This is a genomic window from Geodermatophilus sp. SYSU D00697, assembly GCF_054050175.1.
This window is the reverse complement of sequence record NZ_JBJGYV010000004.1, coordinates 18,540-38,203: the sequence shown is the minus strand read 5'-3', so window position 1 is coordinate 38,203 and position 19,664 is coordinate 18,540. Positions and strand designations below refer to the sequence as shown.

The following is a 19,664-nucleotide window of genomic DNA, read 5'->3' as shown; positions in this document are numbered from 1 at the left end:
TGAAGTGAGTTCTGTCGTGCGTGCGTACCTGTCCGTCTGGCACCTCCCGTCCGCTCCGGTGCTGCTGGTGGCCGGTTTCGCCGGTCGCCTCCCGTCGGCCATGGTCCCGCTGGCGCTGCTGCTCATGGTGCAGCAGCAGACCGCTTCCTACGCCGTCGCCGGCCTCGCGTCGGCCACCTACGGCGTCGCGATGGCGGCCATGGCACCGGTGCTGGGCCGGCTGGCCGACCGGCGCACCCCGCGCCCGGTCCTGCTCGGCCAGGCCGCGGCCTACCCGCTGCTGCTGACGCTGTTGGTCGCGGTCGTCCTGGGTGGCGCCCCGACGCCGGTGGTCGTCGCCACCTCGGCCGCCGCGGGCGCCGGGACGCCGCTGGTGTCGGGCGCCGTGCGCGCGCTGTGGTCCCGCGTCGACCCGCGGGTCCGCCCCACGGCCTTCGCGCTGGACGCCACCGCCACCGAGCTGGTCTTCGTCGCCGGCCCGACCGTGGTCGCCGCACTCGCGGTGCTCGCCGGCCCGGCGTGGGCCGTGGGCGTGGCCGGGGTGCTGGCCGTGGCCGGTGCGCTGGGCATCGCGACGTCGCGCGCGATGCGCGGCTGGCTCCCGGCCCCGGTCGCCGAGCGGACCTCCCCGCTGGCCACCGTCCTCGCGCCCGGCATGCCGCGGGTGCTGGTCAGCGGCTCGGCGCTGATGCTCGGCTTCGGCGCGCTCGAGGTCGCCGTCCCCGCGTTCGCCGACGCCGCGGGTTCGCCCGGGATGTCCGGCGTCCTGCTCGCGCTGTGGTCGCTGGGCTCGGTGGCCGGTGGCCTGTGGTTCGGTGCCCGGGTGGTGAGCGTCTCCCTGCCGCGGCAGTACCGCTGGCTGTTGCTCGGGGTGACCATCGGCCTGGCCCCGCTCACCGCGGCGTCGAACCCCTGGGTGCTCGGCGCGCTGCTCTTCCTGGGCGGGACGGCGATCGCGCCGACGCTCACCGTGCAGAACAGCCTGGTCGGGGCGCTGGCCCCCGCGCACGCCACCACGGAGGCGTTCACCTGGCTGTCGACGGTGGCCACCGGGGCCTCGGCGGTCGGTGCCGCGCTGGGTGGGGCGCTGATCGAGGGCCCGGCCGGCGTCAGCGGCAGCCTGGTGCTCGCCGTCGTCGGGGCGGCGCTCGCGGTGACCGCGACCCTGGTCCCCGGCCGCCGACGGGCCCGCCGTCCGGTTCCCGAGCCGGTCGCGGCCTGAGCGCGGCGACCTCCCCCCGGGGGACCCCGCGCGGATCGTCGTCCGGGGCGCTGGTAGTCTTTCTTCTCGGTGGTTCCGGGGGGACTCGGACCCCGGGAGGCTTCGCCTAGTCCGGTCTATGGCGCCGCACTGCTAATGCGGTTTGGGTTAACCCCCATCCCGGGTTCAAATCCCGGAGCCTCCGCGCAACACAACTGAACACCAGGCACCCGTAGCTCAACGGATAGAGCATCTGACTACGGATCAGAAGGTTAGGGGTTCGAATCCCTTCGGGTGCACGTCTGGTTGAGACAGCGTCGCGGCCCCGCCTCCCGATCGGGAGAGCGGGGCCGCGGTGTCTCCCGTCCCGGGTCAGGAGACGAAGTGCTCGCCGGTGAACGCGGTCACCACGCCGTCCTCGACGGTGAACTCGAAGAACCGCTCCGTGGTGGGCGAGTCGCTGACCACCACGTCGGCCACGGCCGACAGCCGGTCGGTCCGGTCCTCACCCGAGGGCCAGCCGATGTAGGTGATCGGGACGTCCTCCACCGTGGGCAGTGCGCGGACCAGGTCGTTGTCGTTCCGCACGTAGTAGTCGCTGCACCAGGCCATCTGCTCGTGGACCTGCAGACCGTCCTCCCGGCAGGCCTGCTCGGCCGCCGGCCCCTCGAACCACTCGACGAGGTCGACGAGGACCGTGTCGTCGTCCCCGCCGCGGATCAGGCCCACGTGCGACCCGTCGGCCAGGCCGGTGGGTGAGAACGGCTGGGAGGTGCGGGCCTCGAGGCGCTCGGCCAGGACGAAGCGTCCGTCGGCCCAGCGGTACACGGCGCGAGCCCAGTGCTCTCCGCAGCAGTAGGCGTCCTCGCCGGCGACGGTGACCCCCTCGAGGGTCACGGTCGCGCCGTCAGTGGTGACCTCCGGCCGCTCGAAGAACGCGTCCCCGGTCAGCACGCCGAGCGCGGTCGGCGCGCCGGTCGTGTCCTGGAACGCGACCACCCACGTGGCGCGGTTGGAGGTCGGGGCGGGACAGGTCGAGGTCACGAAGACCTCCGGCCGGTCGTCGCCGGTCACGTCGGCCTCGTGGGTCTCGATCGGCGTGTCGTCCCACGCCGCAGTGTCCCCGTGGTCGCTGCGCCACTCCTCGCGGGAGACGCAGTCGGCCGCGTCGAAGGCCAGGGGCCTCCAGTCGACCGGCACCGCCGGGGGAGTCGGTGCCGTGGTCGTGGGAGCGGTGCTGGTGCTGGTCGGGGCGGTGCTGGTCGGGGCCGTGCTGGTCGGGGCCGTGCTGGTCGGGGCCGTGCTGGCGGGGGCCGCGCTGGCCGATGCCGGCGGGGCGTTGCCGTCGTCGGCCGCGTGCTGGCCGGCGCACGCGCTCACCAGCGCGCTCAGGAGGACGCCGCCGGTGGCGGCGGCCAGCCGTGTGGCCCGGGTCGGTGTGGAGCTCATGTCCTACCTCTGGTGTCGGAGCGAGAGGGCGCCGTCCCGGTGGAGCGCCGCAGGCTCCACCGGGACGGCGTGGGAGGTCAGTCGAAGGTCACGTCCAGGTCGTCCCCGGACGCGGTGACCTCGCCGTTGACCCGGAAGCTGTAGGAGCTCTCGTAGGGACGCTCCTCCGGCTCGCTGAAGAAGAAGTCCACGGTCTCCGTACCGGTCAGCGTCACCTCGCCGAACTCCTCACCGACGATCACCAGCCCGCCGACCGACTCGTCGTACTCCAGCGAGTACTCCGGCTGCTCGGTGACGGTGATCTGCACGTCGGTCAGGTCGTCCAGCCAGCTGTGACCGGTGAGGAACGGGCAGTCCTCCAGCGGCAGCTCCGTGGCCTGTGCGCACGTCGTGATGGCCTCGTCCACGGCGTCCCGCGCCCGGTCGAGCACCTCGGGCCGGATCTCCGGGGAGAGCGACGGGCTGCCCGCCGAGTCGGTGGTCACGACGAAGGACGAGTCGTCCGAGGTGAGCAGCGCGTGGTCGGCCGCGTGGACCGTGTACCGGCCCGGCAGGGCGAGGTACGAGCCGGTCGCCGGGAACCCGACCCCGGCGATCTCCCGGCCCAGGCTGCTGTCGGAGTACGACTCGACGGTCGGCAGCGACTCGGCCACCTGCCAGTCCCGGAGGAACCCGAGGCGGTCGTCCCCGGCGGTGAGGCTGATGGTGTCGGCCACCTCCTCGCCGTCGAGCACGTAGGTGACGTCGACGGTGGCCGAGTCGCCGGACTCGCGCACCGACCCGATCGTCACGTCGCTGATGGGCGTGAAGTCGTCGCTCCCCAGCACCGCGTCGCTCAGGAACGCCTGGTCCTCCAGCTCCGGCACCTCGGCCAGCTGGGCGACCGCGACGGCGACGTCGCCGTCGGCGATCGCGTCCAGGTAGGCCTCGGCCGCGGCCCGGGGGGTGAAGACGGTGGCGTTGAGGACGGCGACGACCGCGGCGCCCACCGCGGCCAGGACCACGGCGGCGGCGGTGACGAGGGCGGCGAGCCGCACGGCCGGCGAGCGTCGGCCGGCCGGGGCCGGGGCCGTGCCCGCCAGGGCCGCGGCCCACTCCGGGCGGATGCCCCGACCGGCGAGCAGTCGGGTCACCCGCTCGGGCAGGGACAGCGCCAGCGTGGGCCCGAGGCGCATCGCCCACACGACGGCCGCGGCCCACGCCGCGCCGAGCAGCGGCGCCCACAGCAGGGACGGGTTGGCGTTCGCGCCCGCCGAGCCGCTGACCTCGATCACGAAACCGGGGTCACCTGCCGCGGAGACCTCGCCGGAGGCGGCCACGCGGACGAGCAGCGCCGCCGCGAGACCGGTCGCGGCGCCGATGCCGGCGGCCAGCTGCAGCGCCTGGGCGCTCACCACGGTGCCGGTCCCGCGCAGCGAGCGGCGGACGGCGGTGCCGAGCGCGATCGCGACCGGCACGAGCAGCACCAGCAGCAGCCAGGGGTTGTCGGTGAGACCGAAGGACCGGTCGGCGTTGGCGCCGATGCCGTCGTCCAGCATCTCCATCAGCTCCGCGCTGCCCTCGCTCCGGCCACTGAGGACCGCGGGCACGCCCAGGGCGCCGAGGGCCAGGACGACGACGGCGTTCACGCCGAGCGCCACCAGGCCGCCGAACACCGCCAGCCGGTCCCCGTCGAGGTCGTCGGTGAGGTAGGCCTGGTACAGGAAGGCGACGACCAGGCCCACCGCGGCCGCGGTGAGCAGGCCGATGGCGAAGGTGCCCAGGACGCGCAGCACGACGCGCAGGTCGGCGGTGCGCTCCGGGGTCCGGTACGCGGCGACGGCCGCCGGCAGGGGCATCCGGGACGCCGGGGAGGCCCAGACCCGGGCGAGCGCCGCCGTGGCGCCGACCAGGAGCACCACCCCGAGGAAGGTGCCGATCGCGCCGGCCCCGACCTCCACCGACCCGGGGACGTCGAACTCCTCGCCGAGGTCGAGACCGTAGGGGGTGGACGTGCTGCCGAGCAGCGCGAGCAGCCCGGCCACCACACCGGCGACGACGCCGGTCACCGCGGAGCGGGTGAGCAGCCGGCGTGGGCCCACCGAGGGGCTCTGCCGCTCGGCGCGCACCGTGGCGCGGGCGACGAGGCCGAGGACGACGAGGGTGACCACCAGTGGCACGACCCTCAGTGCGAGGGTGGCCTCCAGGGCGGCGTCGTCGACGGCCACCGAGCCGTCGACCACGAGGCGACCGCCGAGCGCGAGCGCCAGGACGACGATCGCCGTCTGCAGCCAGTCGGCGAGCGAGCCGCCGTGGTCGTCCGGCAGCACGACGGCTCCGAGCACGGCGACGACCACCGTGAGACCCGCCAGGACCGGTCCGAAGGCCCGGGCCACCACGCCTGCCGACGACCGGACGTCGTCCGCCGTGACGTCGAACCGGAACGGCGTCGGCGTGGGGGTGGGGGCCGGTGCCGCCGGGGAACCGGCGGACGCCGGACCTGCGGCAGGTCCGTGTGCCACCGGCGGTTCCATCACCATCTCCGGGAACCCGTCCCGTCTCTCCTGCTGTGTCATCTCGATCCCTTCCGTGGGAGCACGTCCGGCGGTCCTCCTGGAACGCCGCTCGAGCCGATGTGTCGGCACGGCCCGGATCAAGATCGAGGAATTCCGGCACGGAACCGCCCCCAAGTCCCTCCCAGGGGTGAGGGGGCCGTGCCCACAGGGGTGCACGGGACGCGCGGGACCAACGCTCACTCACCGTGGTCGGAACCGGCGAGATCGTCACGGACACGCGACGAACAGGTGATGGACCGACTTCCGGAACCGTCCGTACCCTGTCGCCGGAGTCGTCACTGTGCGCCACCGCACCGTGACGCATTGATCGTCGGGCCGGCCGAGTGCGCCGGGTCCCGACAGGGGGCGGCGCCTGGACGCGTCGCCGGCAGCGACACGGGGAGCGGCATGCGCGGGGCGCGGACACGGATGGGCACGTCGAGGTTCCGCTGGGGGGTGACCGCCGGCTGCACCGCGGTGCTGCTGGGGGCCTCGGCCAGCACGGCGCCGTTGGTCCTCGCCGAGGAGACGCCGCAGCAGGCGCTGCAGGCGGTCACCGTGGAGCTGGGCACGGACGGCGCGATCACCGCGCTGACCTCCGCGCTGGTCAGCCAGGACGAGGACGGGTCGCAGACCCGCACCCGGGAGCTGGACCCGGGGGAGGAGGCCGCGGACCTCCCGGTGCGGGTGACGACCTCCTGGCGGCATGACGGACGCGTCGGCACCGACCTGGCCGACCTGGCCGGTGTCAGCGGCCGCGTCGAGGTCAACGTGACCGTCCAGAACACCACCGTCCGCCCGGAGCGCTTCCAGTACGACTCCGGCGGTGTCCTCCGGGACCGCTACGAGCTGGTCACCACCCCGCTGACCGTCGTCGCCAGCGCCGTCCTCCCCGAGGGCAGCGGGGCGAGCCTGGTCCGACCGCAGCCGGGGGCCGCCGAGCCGGGGACCACGAACGGCGTGGTGAGCACCGACGGCACCGCCACCACCGTCCAGTGGGCCACGCTCCTCGCGCCGCCGCGCCTGTCGGCCAGCACCACCTTCACCCTCGTCCAGGACGCCGAGGACTTCCGGCTGCCCGAGATCGACGTGGCGGTCCAGCCGGGCCTGGCCACCGACACCTCGATCGCCAGCCTGGTGGGCAGCACCTTCGGCGGCTCCGCGGGGCGGGTCGCCTCGGAGAACAACACGATCGCGCTCATCGCCGGCGTCAACGCCACCCTGGCCGAGGTCGCCGACAGCCTGCAGCAGGTGCGCCAGACGCTGAGCACCAACGCCGGCGAGGTGGGCGCCGCCGCGACGGCGGCCCTCGACCGGACGGCGGACTCGGTCGACACCGCCGCACAGAGCGTGCTCGCCGACCTCCAGGCCCTCGACGACTCGGTCGGCTCGACCGTCGAGTCCACCAACTCCCAGGCGATGACCTCGCTGCGCGACAGCATCCGGGGCGTCCTCGACTACTTCGGCACCCCCGCCGCCGCCCCGCGGGGCCCGGCCTCGGCCGGCTGCGGTGCGCAGACCGCCGAGGAGGCGCCGGCCGTGACCCTGCTGGGCCAGCTGTCCACCGTCAGCCGCCAGCTGCGGGAGCTCGGCGCGGCCAGCGGCGACTGCGTCCAGGACCTCCGTGCCTCGCTGCGCGACAGCATCGGCGACGACGCCGACTGCGCCGACGCCACCGACACGCTCGTGTGCCGGCTGATCGGCGCGGGCTCCCAGCTGGTGGACGTCGCCGTGGACGTGCGGACCCGGGGTGCGCAGATCGCCGGCGTCCTCGACACCGCGGCGGTGGACCTCGTCGGCCAGCTCATCGAGGACCTCGTGACGGCGGTCCGCGACGTGCAGGCCGACGGCGCCGCCCTGCGGTCCCTGCTGGTGCCGGGCACCACCGTGACGCAGCTGCAGGCCCAGCTGGACGCCCTGGGCGAGGGGATCGGGGACGCGACCGCGGCCGTGGGCGCCGTCGAGACCGCGGCGGTCCGAGCCGAGCTGACGGAGATCACCGGCCTGGCCGACCAGCAGCTCGCCGAGCTGGAGGGCCCCGGGAGCGTCAGCGTCCAGCTCACGGCGCTGGCCGACGCGATCTGCGCCCTCGCCGTCGCCGACCCCGCCCAGCTCGACGAGTCCCTCGCGCTCCTCACCGGAGAGGACTGCGACGAGAACCCGCTGACCTCGACCGACTTCGACGAGCCGCTCACGAAGCGCATCGCCGACGACGTCACCGCGTGGCAGTCGGTGAAGACCTCCGCCGCGACCGCGCGGGACGAGCTCGACGACATCGCCCCGGAGCTCACCGCCGTGCAGACCCAGCTCACCGGTCTGGCCGCCCCGCTCGGGCAGCTGCAGACGCTGGTGGACGGCCCGGTGTCCGACCGGGACCTGCAGGACGGGGTGGCCGACCTGCTCGACGCCGTCGACGCCCTGTACGTGCACCCCGGCGGCCCGGCCTGGGAGTGCGGGGACCCGGCGGTCGAGTCCTCGCCCCTGAACGCCGTCGCCACCCACTTCGCCGCCGTCGACTGCTCGCAGGACCAGGTCCGGGCGAACCTGGAGGCGCTCCTGCAGCAGGCCGCCGACCGGGTCCGCGCCGCCGGCGAGGAGCAGGTCGCCGCCACCGCGGACGACGCCGCGGAGGCGGGGAGCGCGGCGGACGCGGCGCTGGCCGAGCTGTCCGAGGCGCTGCTGCAGCGCCTCGGGGAGACCGCCGACCGGCAGACCGAGCAGGGCCGCGCGGTCGTCGCCGCCCAGCAGGCCCAGCTCGCGGCGACGCAGGCCGCGGCCGAGCAGGACCTCGACGCGTCCGCCCAGGACGCCGTCGCCCGGCTCGCCGAGCAGGTGTCGGCCGCCAACCAGTCCCAGTCCGCGGCCGCCGCCCAGCTGCAGGCCCAGCTGGCCAAGGTCCTGGTCGACCTCGGCTCGGCCCGCGACGGCCGGGGCCTGCTGGGCGTCATGCAGGACAGCGCCGGCCAGGCCGGCGTCCGGACCGAGCAGGTCCAGCAGACCAGCCAGACGGCCGCCAGCTTCGGCGGGGTCCGGATGACCGAGCTGGCCGACGCTCAGCTGGAGCAGCAGCAGCTGGTCCGCGCGCTGCAGTCCGCGGACACCTACGACGCGTTCGCCGAGGACCTGCCCGACGGGTCCACCTCCGCGACCGTCTTCACCTTCCGTCTCCCCGGGGAGCAGTGACGTGCGACGACTGATCGGCGGGATGGTGCTGACGGCCGTCGCCGTCTCCGGCTGCACCTCGACGGCGGCCGGCGAGGACGAGGCGGCCGGCTTCCGCCCGGCGGCGGCCCCGGCCGTCGCGCTCCTCCTGCTCCCCGACGAGGCGCCGCCGGTGCGGGTCGGCGTCGTGGTCACCGGCGCGGCGGCCCGCGGGCAGGGGACCGAGTTCGCCGCTCCGGCCGCCGGCGCCCGGGTCGCCGAGTTCCGCCTGGACCAGGGCGGCGACCGGGTGGCCCTCGAGGTCGTCGACGACCGCGGGACGCCGGAGGGCGCGGTCGCCGCCGTCCGCCGGCTGGTGGACGCCGGCGTCGCGGGGATCGTCTACGCCTCGGCCGGCAGCCACCTCGACCCCGCGCTGCGGGTCGCCGCCGACGCCGGCACCGCGGTGCTCCTCCCGTACGACACCCGCGACGAGCTCGCGGGGGACACCGCCTGGCGCACCGGTCCCAGCGACGAGCAGGTCGCCGACCGGCTGTCGGCGCTGCTGGCCGAACGCGGTCAGCGGGCCCCGCTCGTGTTCACCGCCGACGGGCTCGGCGACGGGGTCGCCGCCCTCGGCGCCCGCACGGCGGTGACCCCGGGCGACGCGCTGCCCGGCCAGGTCGCGGCCGCGGCGGCCGCGCTCCCCGACGGGCGGGCCGACGGCGTGGTCGTGGACGCCTCGGCCGAGACCGCCGCGGAGGTGGTCGCCGCGCTTCAGGGGGCGGCCGCCACCGTCCCGGTGGTGCTCGGCCCGTCCGCGCTCAGCCCGGCCTTCGCCGCCCGGCTGGCCGACCTGGGCACCACCGGCGCGGCCACCACCGCGGGCCAGTTCTCCTCCGTCGGCCCGGCCGCGTCCGAGGCCTCGACCGACGCGGGCACGGCCGGCTTCCTCGCGGCGGTCCGGCTGGCCGCGCAGGACGCCGAGCTGCCCGCCGTGGGAGGTGCCGACAGCTTCGCGGTCTCGGGGGCCGGCACCGCCGACGTCCGCAGCCACGACGCAGTGGTCGCGATCGCGGCCGCGGCCGCGGAGGCCGGGTCCGGCGACGCCGCGGCCGTGCTCGACGCGCTGCAGGGGCTCACCCTCGACGCGGACTCCGGGCTGGCCGGCCCCGCGCTGGACTTCGGCGATCGGCAGGCGCTGCGCCTGGAGGACGTCGCCGTCCTCCAGGCGACCACCCGGGGTCCGGGCCGCGGCGTGGGGACCGGCGAACCCGCGCTGTCCTGGTTCGTGCTGCCCGTCGGTCGCTGAGCGGGGGCCGCGTGCAGACGACGGGACGGGCCCTCGGCAGCCGGTACCTCCTGGAGCGGGTGCTCGGCTCCGGGGCGATGGGCCAGGTGTGGGAGGCGCTCGACCAGCGCAGCGGGGAGCGGGTCGCCGCCAAGCTCCTGCGCCCCGAGTTCGCCCGCGACGCGGAGATCCTCACCCGGTTCGTGCAGGAGCGGTCGATCCTGCTCGACCTGGTGCACCCGAACATCGTCCGCGTCCGCGACCTGGTCATCGAGGGCGAGGACCTCGCCATCGTCATGGACCTGGTGGCGGGCGCCGACCTGCGGGCCCGCCTGCGGGCCGCGGGCACCCTGCCCCCGGCCGAGGCGGCCCGGCTCACCGGGGACGTGCTCGTGGCCCTGGCCGAGGCACACGGCAAGGGCGTCCTCCACCGGGACGTCAAGCCGGACAACGTGCTGCTGACCGCGGCCGAACCCTCCGGGGTCCTCCTGAGCGACTTCGGCATCGCCCGGCTGGCGCAGGAGACCACCGTGCGCATGACCGGGGTCCTCGGCACCGCCGACTACATGGCCCCGGAGATCTTCACCGCCGAGACGGTGAGCGCCGCGTCCGACGTCTACGCGACCGGCATCCTGCTCTACGAGCTGCTGGCCGGGCGCACGCCCTTCGCCGGCGGCGGCACCGGCTACGCGATCGCCAATCGGCACGTGACCGCCCGGCCGCCCGCCGTGCCCGGCCTGCCCGCCGAGCTGGACGCCGTCCTGCAGGCGATGCTGGCCAAGGACCCCGCGCGGCGGCCGCCCGCGGCGGCGGCGGCCGAGGCGCTGCGGGACCTGCAGCCCTCGCTGGCCGCGCTCGGGGCCCTCCCCGTCGTGCCGGAGCCCGGCGCCTGGGAACCGGCGGTCGCCGGCCCCGCACCGGCCTTCGGCGTGCTCGGCCACCGGCCGGTCGAGGAGCTCGACCCGGGCCGCACCAACGTCAAGGGCGGCGCGGCGACCCCGGCCGCCGGCCCGCGGGCCGCGGACGACGGTGGACCGTGGGTGACGCCCTCCGGGCTGGACCCCGACGCGGCCGCGGGGGAGACGCAGCTGCGTGCGCCCCGGCCCACGTCGGCCGGCCCGGCGCCGGTCCCGGCGTCGCCGACGCCCGGCGAGCGGGCGGGTGCCCGGCGACGCTGGGCGGTGACCGGCGGTGCGCTGGTCGCGGCCGCCGCCGTCGTCGGCGTCATCGTGCTCGTCGCGGGCCGGGGCGGGGACGACGAAACGGTCGCCGCCGCGACCGGGAGGGGCAGCGGGGCCGCCGAGGTCAGCGTCCTCGGGCCCACGGAGCGGCTGAGGTCGGGGCTCACCACGGTCCGCGAGGCGGCCTTCGACCCCGGGTCGGGCAGGCTCACCACGACGGTGACCTGGTCGTCGGACACCGCGTTCGCCGGTCCGCTGTTCGAGGCGGTCCCGGCCGCCGCGGGGCAGCCCTGCCCCGAGGTCGACTGGCAGGTGGCCGGCGTGGTGCGGGACGCGACGCCGGGGATCCCGGTGACCGCCTGCGGGTGGCAGGTCCCGGTCGACGTCCCCGCGGGGACGTCGACCACCGCCATCTACAGCGTGCCGTTCGACGCCGGGGACGAGGACCCCGCGACCGCGGTGCGGGAGCGACTGGCCGAGCTCGGCACCGCGACCGGCGACGCGCTCGACGGCCTGGTGGCCACCCCGGTCTACCCCGGCCAGCGGCTCGACGACCTGGAGGTCCAGATCGGCGGCACGGTGCGCGTCGGGTCGACCGTCGACGTCATCGTCCTGCCGGTGTGGCGCGGGACGGACGCCGCGGACAACGTCTCGGTGCTCTTCAGCAGCCGCAACCCGCAGCCGACCCTGCTCCTGCAGCAGCTCGGCGGCGAGCTCGAGGTGCGGACCGACGACTGCACCGGTGCCCTGGCCTTCACCGACCGGGTCCCCTACGCCAACACGGTCGGCAGCGGCTGCACCGTGTCGGTCCGGCTCGGCGAGGTCGAGGCCGACAGCCGGACCTTCGACGTCCTGCAGAACAGCGTCGACTGACGGCGCGGAGGAGGACAGGTGCGCGTACAGGTCGGTCTCGGACTGCCCGACCGGAGGGTGCTCGACGTCGCCGTCGACCTCGACGACGACACCCCGGTCGGTCAGGTCGCTGCGGCGTTCGGCCGGGTGGCCGGGGTGTCCGCCGAGGGGCTGTTCGTCGACGGGCAGCGGCTCGCCGACGACGAGCCGGTGGGCCGCAGCGCCCTGGTCGACGGCGCGGTCGTGCACCTCTCCGCGACCGCCGCGGCAGCCCACCTGCCACCGCCCCCGGCCCGGGGCTGGCAGCTGCACGCGGTCAGCGGGCCGGCCAGCGGGCTGGTCGCCGAGCTGCCGGTCGGCACGCACGAGCTCGGCCGCAGCAGCCCCCTCGGCTTCAGCGACCCGTCCATGTCCCGCCGGCACGCCGTGCTGCGCGTCGGCCCCGACGGCGCGACGTTGGCCGACCTCGGCTCGGCCAACGGGACCAGCGTGGAGGGTGCGCCGGTCGGCGAGGAGCCGACCCCGGTCGAGCCGGGACAGGTCTTCGGACTCGGCGACACCCAGCTCACGATCGTCCCGGCCTCCGGCTCGGACGCCGCGGTCGAGCCCGCCGGCCCCGGCACGCGGGCGTTCGTCCGCGCACCCCGGCTGCTGCCCTCGCAGCGGGTCGTCCGCATCCAGCTGCCCGAGGAGCCCCGCGCCCGGGAGGCCCGGCGCTTCCCGCTGGTCATGGTGCTGGCGCCGCTGCTGATCGGCGTCGTCCTCGCCGTGATCCTGCGCTCGCCGATGTACCTCGTCTTCGCCGTGGCCAGCCCGGTGATGATGGTCAGCAACACCGTCGCCGACCGGCGGCACTCCGCCCGCGAGGACCGCCGGGCGCGCGAGGAGTACGAGCAGGAGCTCGCCGACGCCCACCGCCGGATCGACGAGGCGCTGGCCGCGGAGACCGTCCGCCGCCGCGCGGCGCACCCCGACGCCGCGGCCGTCCTGCTCACCGCGATCCAGCCGCGCAAGCGGTTGTGGGAGCGCCGCCGCACCGACCCCGACGCGCTGAGCCTGCGGCTGGGCGCCGGCGACCTCCCCGCCGAGGTCCAGGTGACCCGGCGGACCGCGCCCGAGGACGGCGGCGAGCAGCGGATCGTGCGCGCCGTCCCGGCGGCGGTGCCGCTGCGCGAGGCCGGCGTCCTCGGTCTGGCCGGCCCGGCCGAGCCGCTGGCCGGGCTGCTGCGATGGGTGGTCCTGCAGCTGGCCGTCCACCACCCGCCGCGCGACCTGGCCCTGACCGTCCTGGCCCCGCGCGCCCGGTCGGAGTGGAACTGGGTCCGCTGGCTGCCGCACGCCCGCACCCCGGACGGCGAGGGCGCGGTCGCCTTCGTGGGCAACGACCAGCAGACCGTCACCGCCCGCGTCGCCGAGCTCACCGCGCTGCTCAAGGCCCGCCGCGAGGAGGCCACGGCCCGTGGCGGCCGGCTCGAGCCGGAGTCCTTCCCCGCCCACGTGCTCGTCGTCCACGGCTTCCGCGCCCTCCGCGCGACCCCGGGCCTGGCCCCGTTGCTGCAGGACGGCCCGGCGTACGGCATCTACGCGGTGTGCGCCGACGAGGAGGAGCGGTTCCTGCCCGAGGCCGCCACCGCCACCGCGGTCTTCGACGCCGACGACGACGCACTGCTCGACGTCCGGCGCAGCGGCCACGACCCGGTGGCCGGAATGCTCGCCGAGGGCGTGTCCGCGGAGCTCACCGACGCCGCGGCCCGGGCGCTGGCCCCGCTGCGCGACGTCAGCGTGGAGGACGACGACGCCGTCCTGCCCGACAGCGCCCGGCTGCTGGACCTGCTCGGTCTCGAGCCGCCCACGGTGGAGGCGCTGCGCGCGCGGTGGCAGCTCGAGGGCCGGACGACGCGGATGGTGGTCGGCGCCGGCCTGGACGGGCCCTTCACGCTCGACCTGCGCACGGACGGTCCGCACGGCCTGGTCGCGGGCACCACCGGCGCCGGCAAGTCCGAGCTGCTGCAGACGATGATCGCCTCGCTCGCGGTCGCCAACCGGCCGGACGCCCTCACCTTCGTCCTCGTCGACTACAAGGGCGGCAGCGCCTTCAAGGACTGCGTGCACCTGCCGCACACCGTCGGCATGGTCACCGACCTCGACGCGCACCTGGTCGAGCGGGCGCTGACGTCGCTGGGCGCCGAGCTGAGGTTCCGCGAGCACTGGCTCGCCGACGCGGGCGTGAAGGACATCGACGACTACATCGAGCTGCAGACCCGGGAACCGCAGCGCCCGCCACTGCCGCGGCTGCTCATCGTCATCGACGAGTTCGCCTCCATGGCCCGCGAGCTGCCCGACTTCGTCACCGGTCTGGTGAACATCGCCCAGCGCGGCCGGTCGCTGGGCATCCACCTGGTGCTCGCCACCCAGCGGCCCAGCGGCGTCGTCTCACCGGAGATCCGGGCCAACACCAACCTGCGCATCTCGCTGCGGGTCACCGACGGCCAGGACAGCAGCGACGTCCTCGACGCGCCCGATGCCGCGCGCATCCCCAAGTCGGCCCCCGGCCGTGGTCTCGCCCGGCTCGGCCACGGTGGCCTGGTCCCCTTCCAGGCCGGCCGGATCGGCGGGCGGCGCCCGGGGCAGGGCGCGGTCGCGGCGGTCGAGCCGTTCGTCGTCCCGCTGGGCTGGCACCAGCTGGGCTACGGCGCGCCGCAGCGACCGGCCACCGCGGCGCGGACCTCGGACGTCGAGGTCACCGACCTGTCGGTCCTCGTCGAGGCGATCCGCGGAGCGGCCGAGGCCGAGGGCGTGCCCGCCCAGCGCAGCCCGTGGCTCGACGCCCTGCCCGAGCGGGTGCTCGCCGCCGACCTCGACGCGGTCGCCGGCCCGGCCACCGCCTCGGCCACCAGGCTGCCGTTCGGCCTGCAGGACCTCCCGGCCGCCCAGCAGCGGCGGGGAGCCGCGTTCGACCCGGCCACCGACGGGCACCTGCTGGTCATCGGCTCGCCGAAGAGCGGCCGGTCCCAGCTGCTGCGGACCCTCGGCGGCGCGGTGGGCGAACGCTGCTCGACGGCCGACGTCCACCTGTACGGGCTCGACTGCGGCAACGGCGCGCTGCTGCCCCTGGCCGACCTCCCGCACTGCGGGGCCGTGGTGACCCGCACCCAGACCGAGCGGGCCGTCCGCCTGCTCGACCGGCTGGCCCGCGAGGTCGAGCGGCGCCAGCAGCTGCTCGCCGACGGGGGCCACGCCGACGTCTCCGAGCAGCGCCGGGCCGCCGTCCCGGAGGAGCGGCTGCCGCACGTGGTCCTGCTGCTGGACCGGTGGGAGGGCTTCACCCCCACCCTCGGCGAGGTCGACGGCGGGCGGCTCACCGACATCCTCATGGGCATCGTCCGCGAGGGCGCCTCGGTCGGGGTCTCCGTGGTGGTCACCGGTGACCGGTCCCTGGGCACCGCGCGCCTGGCTTCGCTCACCGACAACAAGCTGGTCATGCGGCTGGCCGACCGCGGCGACTACCCGCTCATCGGGATCGGCACCCGGCAGGTGCCCGACCAGCTGCCGCCGGGCCGCGGGCTCACCGTCGACGGTGCGGTCGAGACCCAGGTGGCGCTCCTGTCCGACGACGACAGCGGCCAGGGGCAGGCCGCCGCGCTGGCCGAGATCGCCAAGGCCGCGCACGTCCGCGACGCGCTGGTCCCCCGCGCGGCCCGGCCCTTCCGGGTCGACGTCCTGCCCGCGCGGCTGACCTTCGACGAGGCCTGGGCGATGCGGCCGGCCGGGACGACGTCGCCGGTCGCGCTGGTCGGCGTGGGTGGGGACGAGCTGACCGCGGCCGGTCTGGACCTCGTCCACGGCAACGGCCCCGCCTTCGTCGTCGCGGGCCCCGGCCGGTCGGGCAAGAGCACCGTGCTCGCGGTCATGGCCGAGTCGCTGCTCCGCCAGGGGGTGCCGGTGCTGGTGGGTGCCCCCAAGGCCTCACCGCTGCGCGCGCTGGCCGGGCGGGACGGTGTCCTCGCGGTCGTGGAGGACGCCGCCGCGCCGGCCGACCACTGGCGCGAGCTGCTGGCCGGGGCACCGGCCGGGCCGCTGGTCGTGCTCCTGGACGACGGCGACGTGCTCCGCGACTGCCCGGCGGCGGAGGTCTTCCGCGACGTGGTGAAGGGGCTGGCCGGGCCGGGCCGGTCGCTGGTGCTCGCCGGCAACGCCGACAGCATCTGCACCGGGTTGTCCGGCTGGCAGGTGGAGGCCAAGCGCTCGCGGCAGGGCCTGCTCCTGTCGCCGCAGGGCAGCACGGACGGCGACCTGGTCGGCGTCCGCCTGCCGCGCAGCGCCGTCGGCCAGTCGGTGCAGCCCGGCCGTGGCCTGCTGCACACCGGCGACGGCACCCTGCTGACCGTCGCGGTCCCGTCCGCGCCCGCCGGTGGGACGGGAGGGGTCGCGTGAGGCGCACGGCGGTGCCCCGATGGGGTGGTCACCCCGGAGGTGCCCCACTTCTCCGCGGTCGCCCGGTTACGCTGCGTAGAAATCGAGACGGTGCGGTCCGGACGTCGACCGGCGTCCGCACGGGGGGAGTGGGAGAGCGTGGCTGACCTCGAGGTGGATCTCGACCTGCTCGGCGAGACGGCCGGCAGCCTCGGCATGCTGGTGCACGAGTTCACGCGCGCCGCGGACATCGTCGAGGACGCCGAGGCCGCCATCGGCCGCAACGCGCTGCTCGACGAGATGCATGCCTTCGTCGACGAGTGGAAGCACAACCGCCAGAAGCTGATCGACTCGATCGACGCCGTGTACACGATGGCCGACGAGAGCCGGAAGGCCTACATCGACGCGGACAACCAGCTCGCCGCGTCCATCCAGGACGCGACCCGGGAGTGCCCGCGATGAGCTGGAGCCCCACCCCGCCGTCCTCGTTCGCGCCGCTCGACGGCCGCAACGGCGTCCCCGGTGACGCGGGCGCCCTCACCACCCTCGCCCGTCGCTACGAGAACACGGCGGCGGAGATCGAGGCGCAGGCGGCCAACCTCCGCCGCCTCACCTCCCAGGCCCGGGGCGGCTGGAAGGGCGAGGCGGGGGAGAAGTTCGTCGAGCGGGCCGGCGACCTCTCCGACCGCATCGTCAAGGCCCGCGGCCGGTACGAGGCCGCCGCGCGGGCCCTGCGCCAGTTCGCCGAGGACCTCGGTGAGGTGCAGACCCGGGCGTACGGCGCCGTCCACCGCGCCCAGGAGGCCCAGGCCGACCGCAGGACCCTGGAGGCCAACCGGCCGGCGCGGGCAGCCGCCACCGCGACGCCGGAGGAGGCCACCGCGGCCGCTGCCGACCTGCGCGACCACCAGCACGCCGTGGAGGAGGCGGCCACCCGGCTCTCGACCGCCCGGCGCGACTACGACCGCGCGGTGGGCGACTACGACCGCGCGGCCCGGTCCGCGGCGGCGACCCTGCGCGACGCGCGCGGGCGCGAGGAGCTGCGGGACGGCTGGTGGGACCGCAACGCCGGCTGGATCACGACGGCGCTCAAGTGGATCGGCGTCGCGGTGTTCGTCATCGCCATCGCGGCGCTCATCATCGCGTTCGCCGCACCGACCCTGATGATCGCGGGGACGGCGATCTCGGTGATCGGCGCGCTGAACGCTGCGGGCGCCGCGCTGACCGTGGTCATGCTGGGCGCCCACGTCGGGCTCGCGGTCACCGACAACGGGGAGTGGAGCGACGTCGCCTGGGACCTCGTCGGCCTGGCCACCTTCAAGCTGGGCTCCGTCATCAAGGGCGCCGCGCAGAGCGTCGGCGCGACGGCGACGCGGATCGGACAGCGCGTCGGTGGGGTGAGGGCCGGGCGTGCAGCGTTCAGCAACCGCCACCTCCCGGGCTTCCTGTACGACCTGGGTCGGCTGCCGGCGGTGCGTCCCGTCCTCAGCGTCTCGCGGCGCCTGCGCGGCGCCTTCACCACGGCGGACCAGGAGGTCGCGGCGCAGCGCGCGTTCATCGGGGCGCTGGTGGGCAACCCGTCGTCCATGGGCGCCCGCTTCCGGGCGATGGGTGACGTGGACATGGCGCAGCTGGCGACGCTGGTCGGCAAGATCGACGACGCCGTGCCTGGCGTCATCCGGCTGGAGGCGATCCGGGCGACCACCACGGCGACGTCAGTCGTGTGGGGGTGGGGTGTCCAGGGCACCCAGACGGCCAAGGCCGTGTGGGACGTCGTGGACGACTTCGCGATCGAGTCGCCTCAGGAAGCGCGGGACGCGGTCCACCGGGCCGAGACGGTGGAGCAGTGGTCGATGCCGCTGTGCCAGGTCCGATGACCCGCGCGGTGCCCGCCGCCGTGCGCGACTTCACGCTCCTGCTGCCGCCCGGGTGGGCGCGGATCCCGCTCGACGACCGGGTGCCCCTGCGGGTCAAGCAGCTGGTGGGCGAGCGGCTGTCCACCGTGCCCGCGGAGCACCGCGAGGCGCTGCGCGCGGGGCTGACCCGCGACCTCGGGGAGACGCTCGCCGCCGCGCGCAGCCGGGGCGGTCTGGACGTCCTGCTCAGCCTCGACCCGGTCGCCGGCATGCCGGTGCCGGCGTCGGCCCTGGTGACCCACCTGCAGGGGGACGGCGCCGATCTCGCCGGTCTGCTCGAGACGCTGTCGTCCGGCGGCGACGACGTCGTCGTTCAGGAGCTCGACCTCGCCGAGGTCGCCGGTGCCCGGGCCGTGCGCCGGCTCGGCACCCGGGAGGAGCACGTCCCGGCGGCCGGTGACCTCCCCGGCGGCGTGCTGCGCGTGACCCGCCTCGACTACTACGTCCCCATCCCCGGGAGTGACGGCATCCTCGTGCTCGCCTTCTCGACCCCCGTCGAACAGCTCGGCCCGGCGCTGGTGGGCCTGTTCGACGTCATGGCCACCAGCCTCCGGTGGGTGACGGCGTGACCGCCGCCCCGCCGGACATCACGGTCGACTACTCCGCGCTGTGGGCGCACTCGACGTCGGCCGACGACCTCACGGTCTGGGCCCCGCAGGCGGCGCGGCAGCTGTGGACGGCATCTGGTCAACCGCACAGTCGGCTCGACGTCGATCGGCTGGCGGCCAAGCTGGAGGTGCTGGCCACGGCAGCGTTTCGCACGGAGTGCTTCGGTGCCTTCTTCCTGTGTCCCGAGCCGGCCCGGGGGCCGCGATCCGTGGTGCGGCTCGACGGGCTGAGGTACCCCGCCGGGACACCGGTGGACGCAGTCGTCGACGAGGTGCTCCTCCCGGTCGAGCTGCAGCTGCTCGAACCGCACGTGGAACACCTCGCCGGCCCGGGCGCGCACCGGATCCGTGTCCGGCAGCGCGCATTCCGGGAGGACACCCGGACGGTGTCCGACCACGTCACCTACGTGTTCCCGTTCACCGAGGCGGCGTGGTTGCTCTCCGTGGCGTTCCCGGATCCGCGCGACACGGAGCAGTGGCTGCCGGAGCTGGATGCGCTGGCCTCGGGGGTCCAGGTCGATGAGGGAGGTGTGGCATGACGGCAGTCGAGGTCCGGCCCGTGGTGCCGGAGATGGGCGGGGTCAAGGTCGTCCCCGACCCGCGGCCCCGCATCGAGCGGTGCCGCCTGGTGGTGGACCGGTCGGCCGGCACCGCGACGTGGCTGAGCGACGGCGGGAAGCAGGAGCGGCGCGACCTCCGCATCGGGGACGGGCCCGGTGAGCTGGCCGGTCTGGTGCGGGCGGTCTACCCGCCGATGATGCCCAACGCCTGGGAGACCGTGCTGGCCGGGCGGGTCCTCCTCGTCGACGCCGGCGGCCGGGTGCTGGCCCGCAGCGGGATGCTGACCCAGGTCCTCTTCGACCAGGCGTGGCCGATGGGGCTGCTCAAGTCGACGGGCCTGCCGGTGCGCGAGGAGCGGTTCCGCAACACCCGGCTGGCCCAGAAGGCGCATCCCGGCGCTGCCCCGTTGTGGCCGCTCACCGCCGGGTTCTACTGGTTCCTGCTGACCGTCGCGACGATCGTCGCGCTGCTCTTCGGCGCGGTGGCCGCCGTGGTGGCCGTCACCGGCTGACCCTGC

General features: G+C 75.8%; 12 protein-coding genes and 2 tRNA genes. 12 read left to right on the top strand and 2 right to left on the bottom strand.

The genetic code is table 11. From position 1 onward, the window contains the following. Window positions 1–16: 16 nt before the first annotated feature. The 3 genes from ACI79C_RS05215 (at window position 17) to ACI79C_RS05205 (ending at window position 1,500) form a co-directional block, all read left to right on the top strand. Window positions 17–1,222, top strand: coding sequence for an MFS transporter (locus ACI79C_RS05215; RefSeq protein WP_456944561.1), 1,206 nt, complete (start codon window positions 17–19; stop codon window positions 1,220–1,222). A 95-nt stretch (window positions 1,223–1,317) separates the two neighbouring features. Continuing rightward, window positions 1,318–1,406: transfer RNA gene (locus ACI79C_RS05210), tRNA-Ser, on the top strand. 21 nt (window positions 1,407–1,427) lie between these two features. Beyond that, window positions 1,428–1,500, top strand: a tRNA-Arg gene (locus ACI79C_RS05205). Between the two features lie 73 nt (window positions 1,501–1,573). Here ACI79C_RS05205 and ACI79C_RS05200 read toward each other — a convergent pair. Then, complete coding sequence (locus tag ACI79C_RS05200; protein ID WP_456944560.1) at window positions 1,574–2,650, bottom strand: hypothetical protein; 1,077 nt, start codon at window positions 2,648–2,650, stop codon at window positions 1,574–1,576. 77 nt (window positions 2,651–2,727) lie between these two features. Further along, window positions 2,728–5,151: a hypothetical protein gene (locus ACI79C_RS05195; RefSeq protein ID WP_456944559.1), complete on the bottom strand. Its 2,424-nt coding sequence runs from the start codon at window positions 5,149–5,151 to the stop codon at window positions 2,728–2,730. 462 nt (window positions 5,152–5,613) lie between these two features. Here ACI79C_RS05195 and ACI79C_RS05190 point away from each other — a divergent pair, with 462 nt between their 5' ends. The 9 genes from ACI79C_RS05190 (at window position 5,614) to ACI79C_RS05150 (ending at window position 19,658) form a co-directional block, all read left to right on the top strand. Next, a complete protein-coding gene (locus tag ACI79C_RS05190; protein ID WP_456944558.1) occupies window positions 5,614–8,367 on the top strand; it encodes a hypothetical protein in 2,754 nt (917 codons plus the stop codon). A 1-nt stretch (window position 8,368) separates the two neighbouring features. Then, window positions 8,369–9,637, top strand: a complete 1,269-nt coding sequence (locus ACI79C_RS05185; RefSeq protein ID WP_456944557.1) for an ABC transporter substrate-binding protein — start codon at window positions 8,369–8,371, stop codon at window positions 9,635–9,637. A gap of 11 nt (window positions 9,638–9,648) precedes the next feature. Then, window positions 9,649–11,670 (top strand): protein kinase domain-containing protein, encoded by a 2,022-nt coding sequence (locus ACI79C_RS05180; protein WP_456944556.1) that lies wholly within the window; start codon window positions 9,649–9,651, stop codon window positions 11,668–11,670. A gap of 18 nt (window positions 11,671–11,688) precedes the next feature. Then, window positions 11,689–16,083, top strand: a complete 4,395-nt coding sequence (locus ACI79C_RS05175) for an FtsK/SpoIIIE domain-containing protein (protein ID WP_456944555.1) — start codon at window positions 11,689–11,691, stop codon at window positions 16,081–16,083. A 138-nt stretch (window positions 16,084–16,221) separates the two neighbouring features. Further along, window positions 16,222–16,524: a hypothetical protein gene (locus tag ACI79C_RS05170; RefSeq protein ID WP_456944554.1), complete on the top strand. Its 303-nt coding sequence runs from the start codon at window positions 16,222–16,224 to the stop codon at window positions 16,522–16,524. Next, window positions 16,521–17,939, top strand: a complete 1,419-nt coding sequence (locus tag ACI79C_RS05165; RefSeq protein ID WP_456944553.1) for a WXG100 family type VII secretion target — start codon at window positions 16,521–16,523, stop codon at window positions 17,937–17,939. The genes ACI79C_RS05170 and ACI79C_RS05165 overlap by 4 nt, the downstream gene beginning before the upstream one ends. Then, window positions 17,936–18,547, top strand: coding sequence for a hypothetical protein (locus tag ACI79C_RS05160; RefSeq protein WP_456944552.1), 612 nt, complete (start codon window positions 17,936–17,938; stop codon window positions 18,545–18,547). Before ACI79C_RS05165 ends, ACI79C_RS05160 begins: the two co-directional genes overlap by 4 nt. Continuing rightward, window positions 18,544–19,125, top strand: a complete 582-nt coding sequence (locus ACI79C_RS05155; protein WP_456944551.1) for a hypothetical protein — start codon at window positions 18,544–18,546, stop codon at window positions 19,123–19,125. Before ACI79C_RS05160 ends, ACI79C_RS05155 begins: the two co-directional genes overlap by 4 nt. After that, entirely contained in the window at window positions 19,122–19,658 is a 537-nt protein-coding gene (locus ACI79C_RS05150) for a hypothetical protein (protein ID WP_456944550.1), read from the top strand. The genes ACI79C_RS05155 and ACI79C_RS05150 overlap by 4 nt, the downstream gene beginning before the upstream one ends. The last annotated feature ends 6 nt before the right edge of the window (window positions 19,659–19,664 follow it).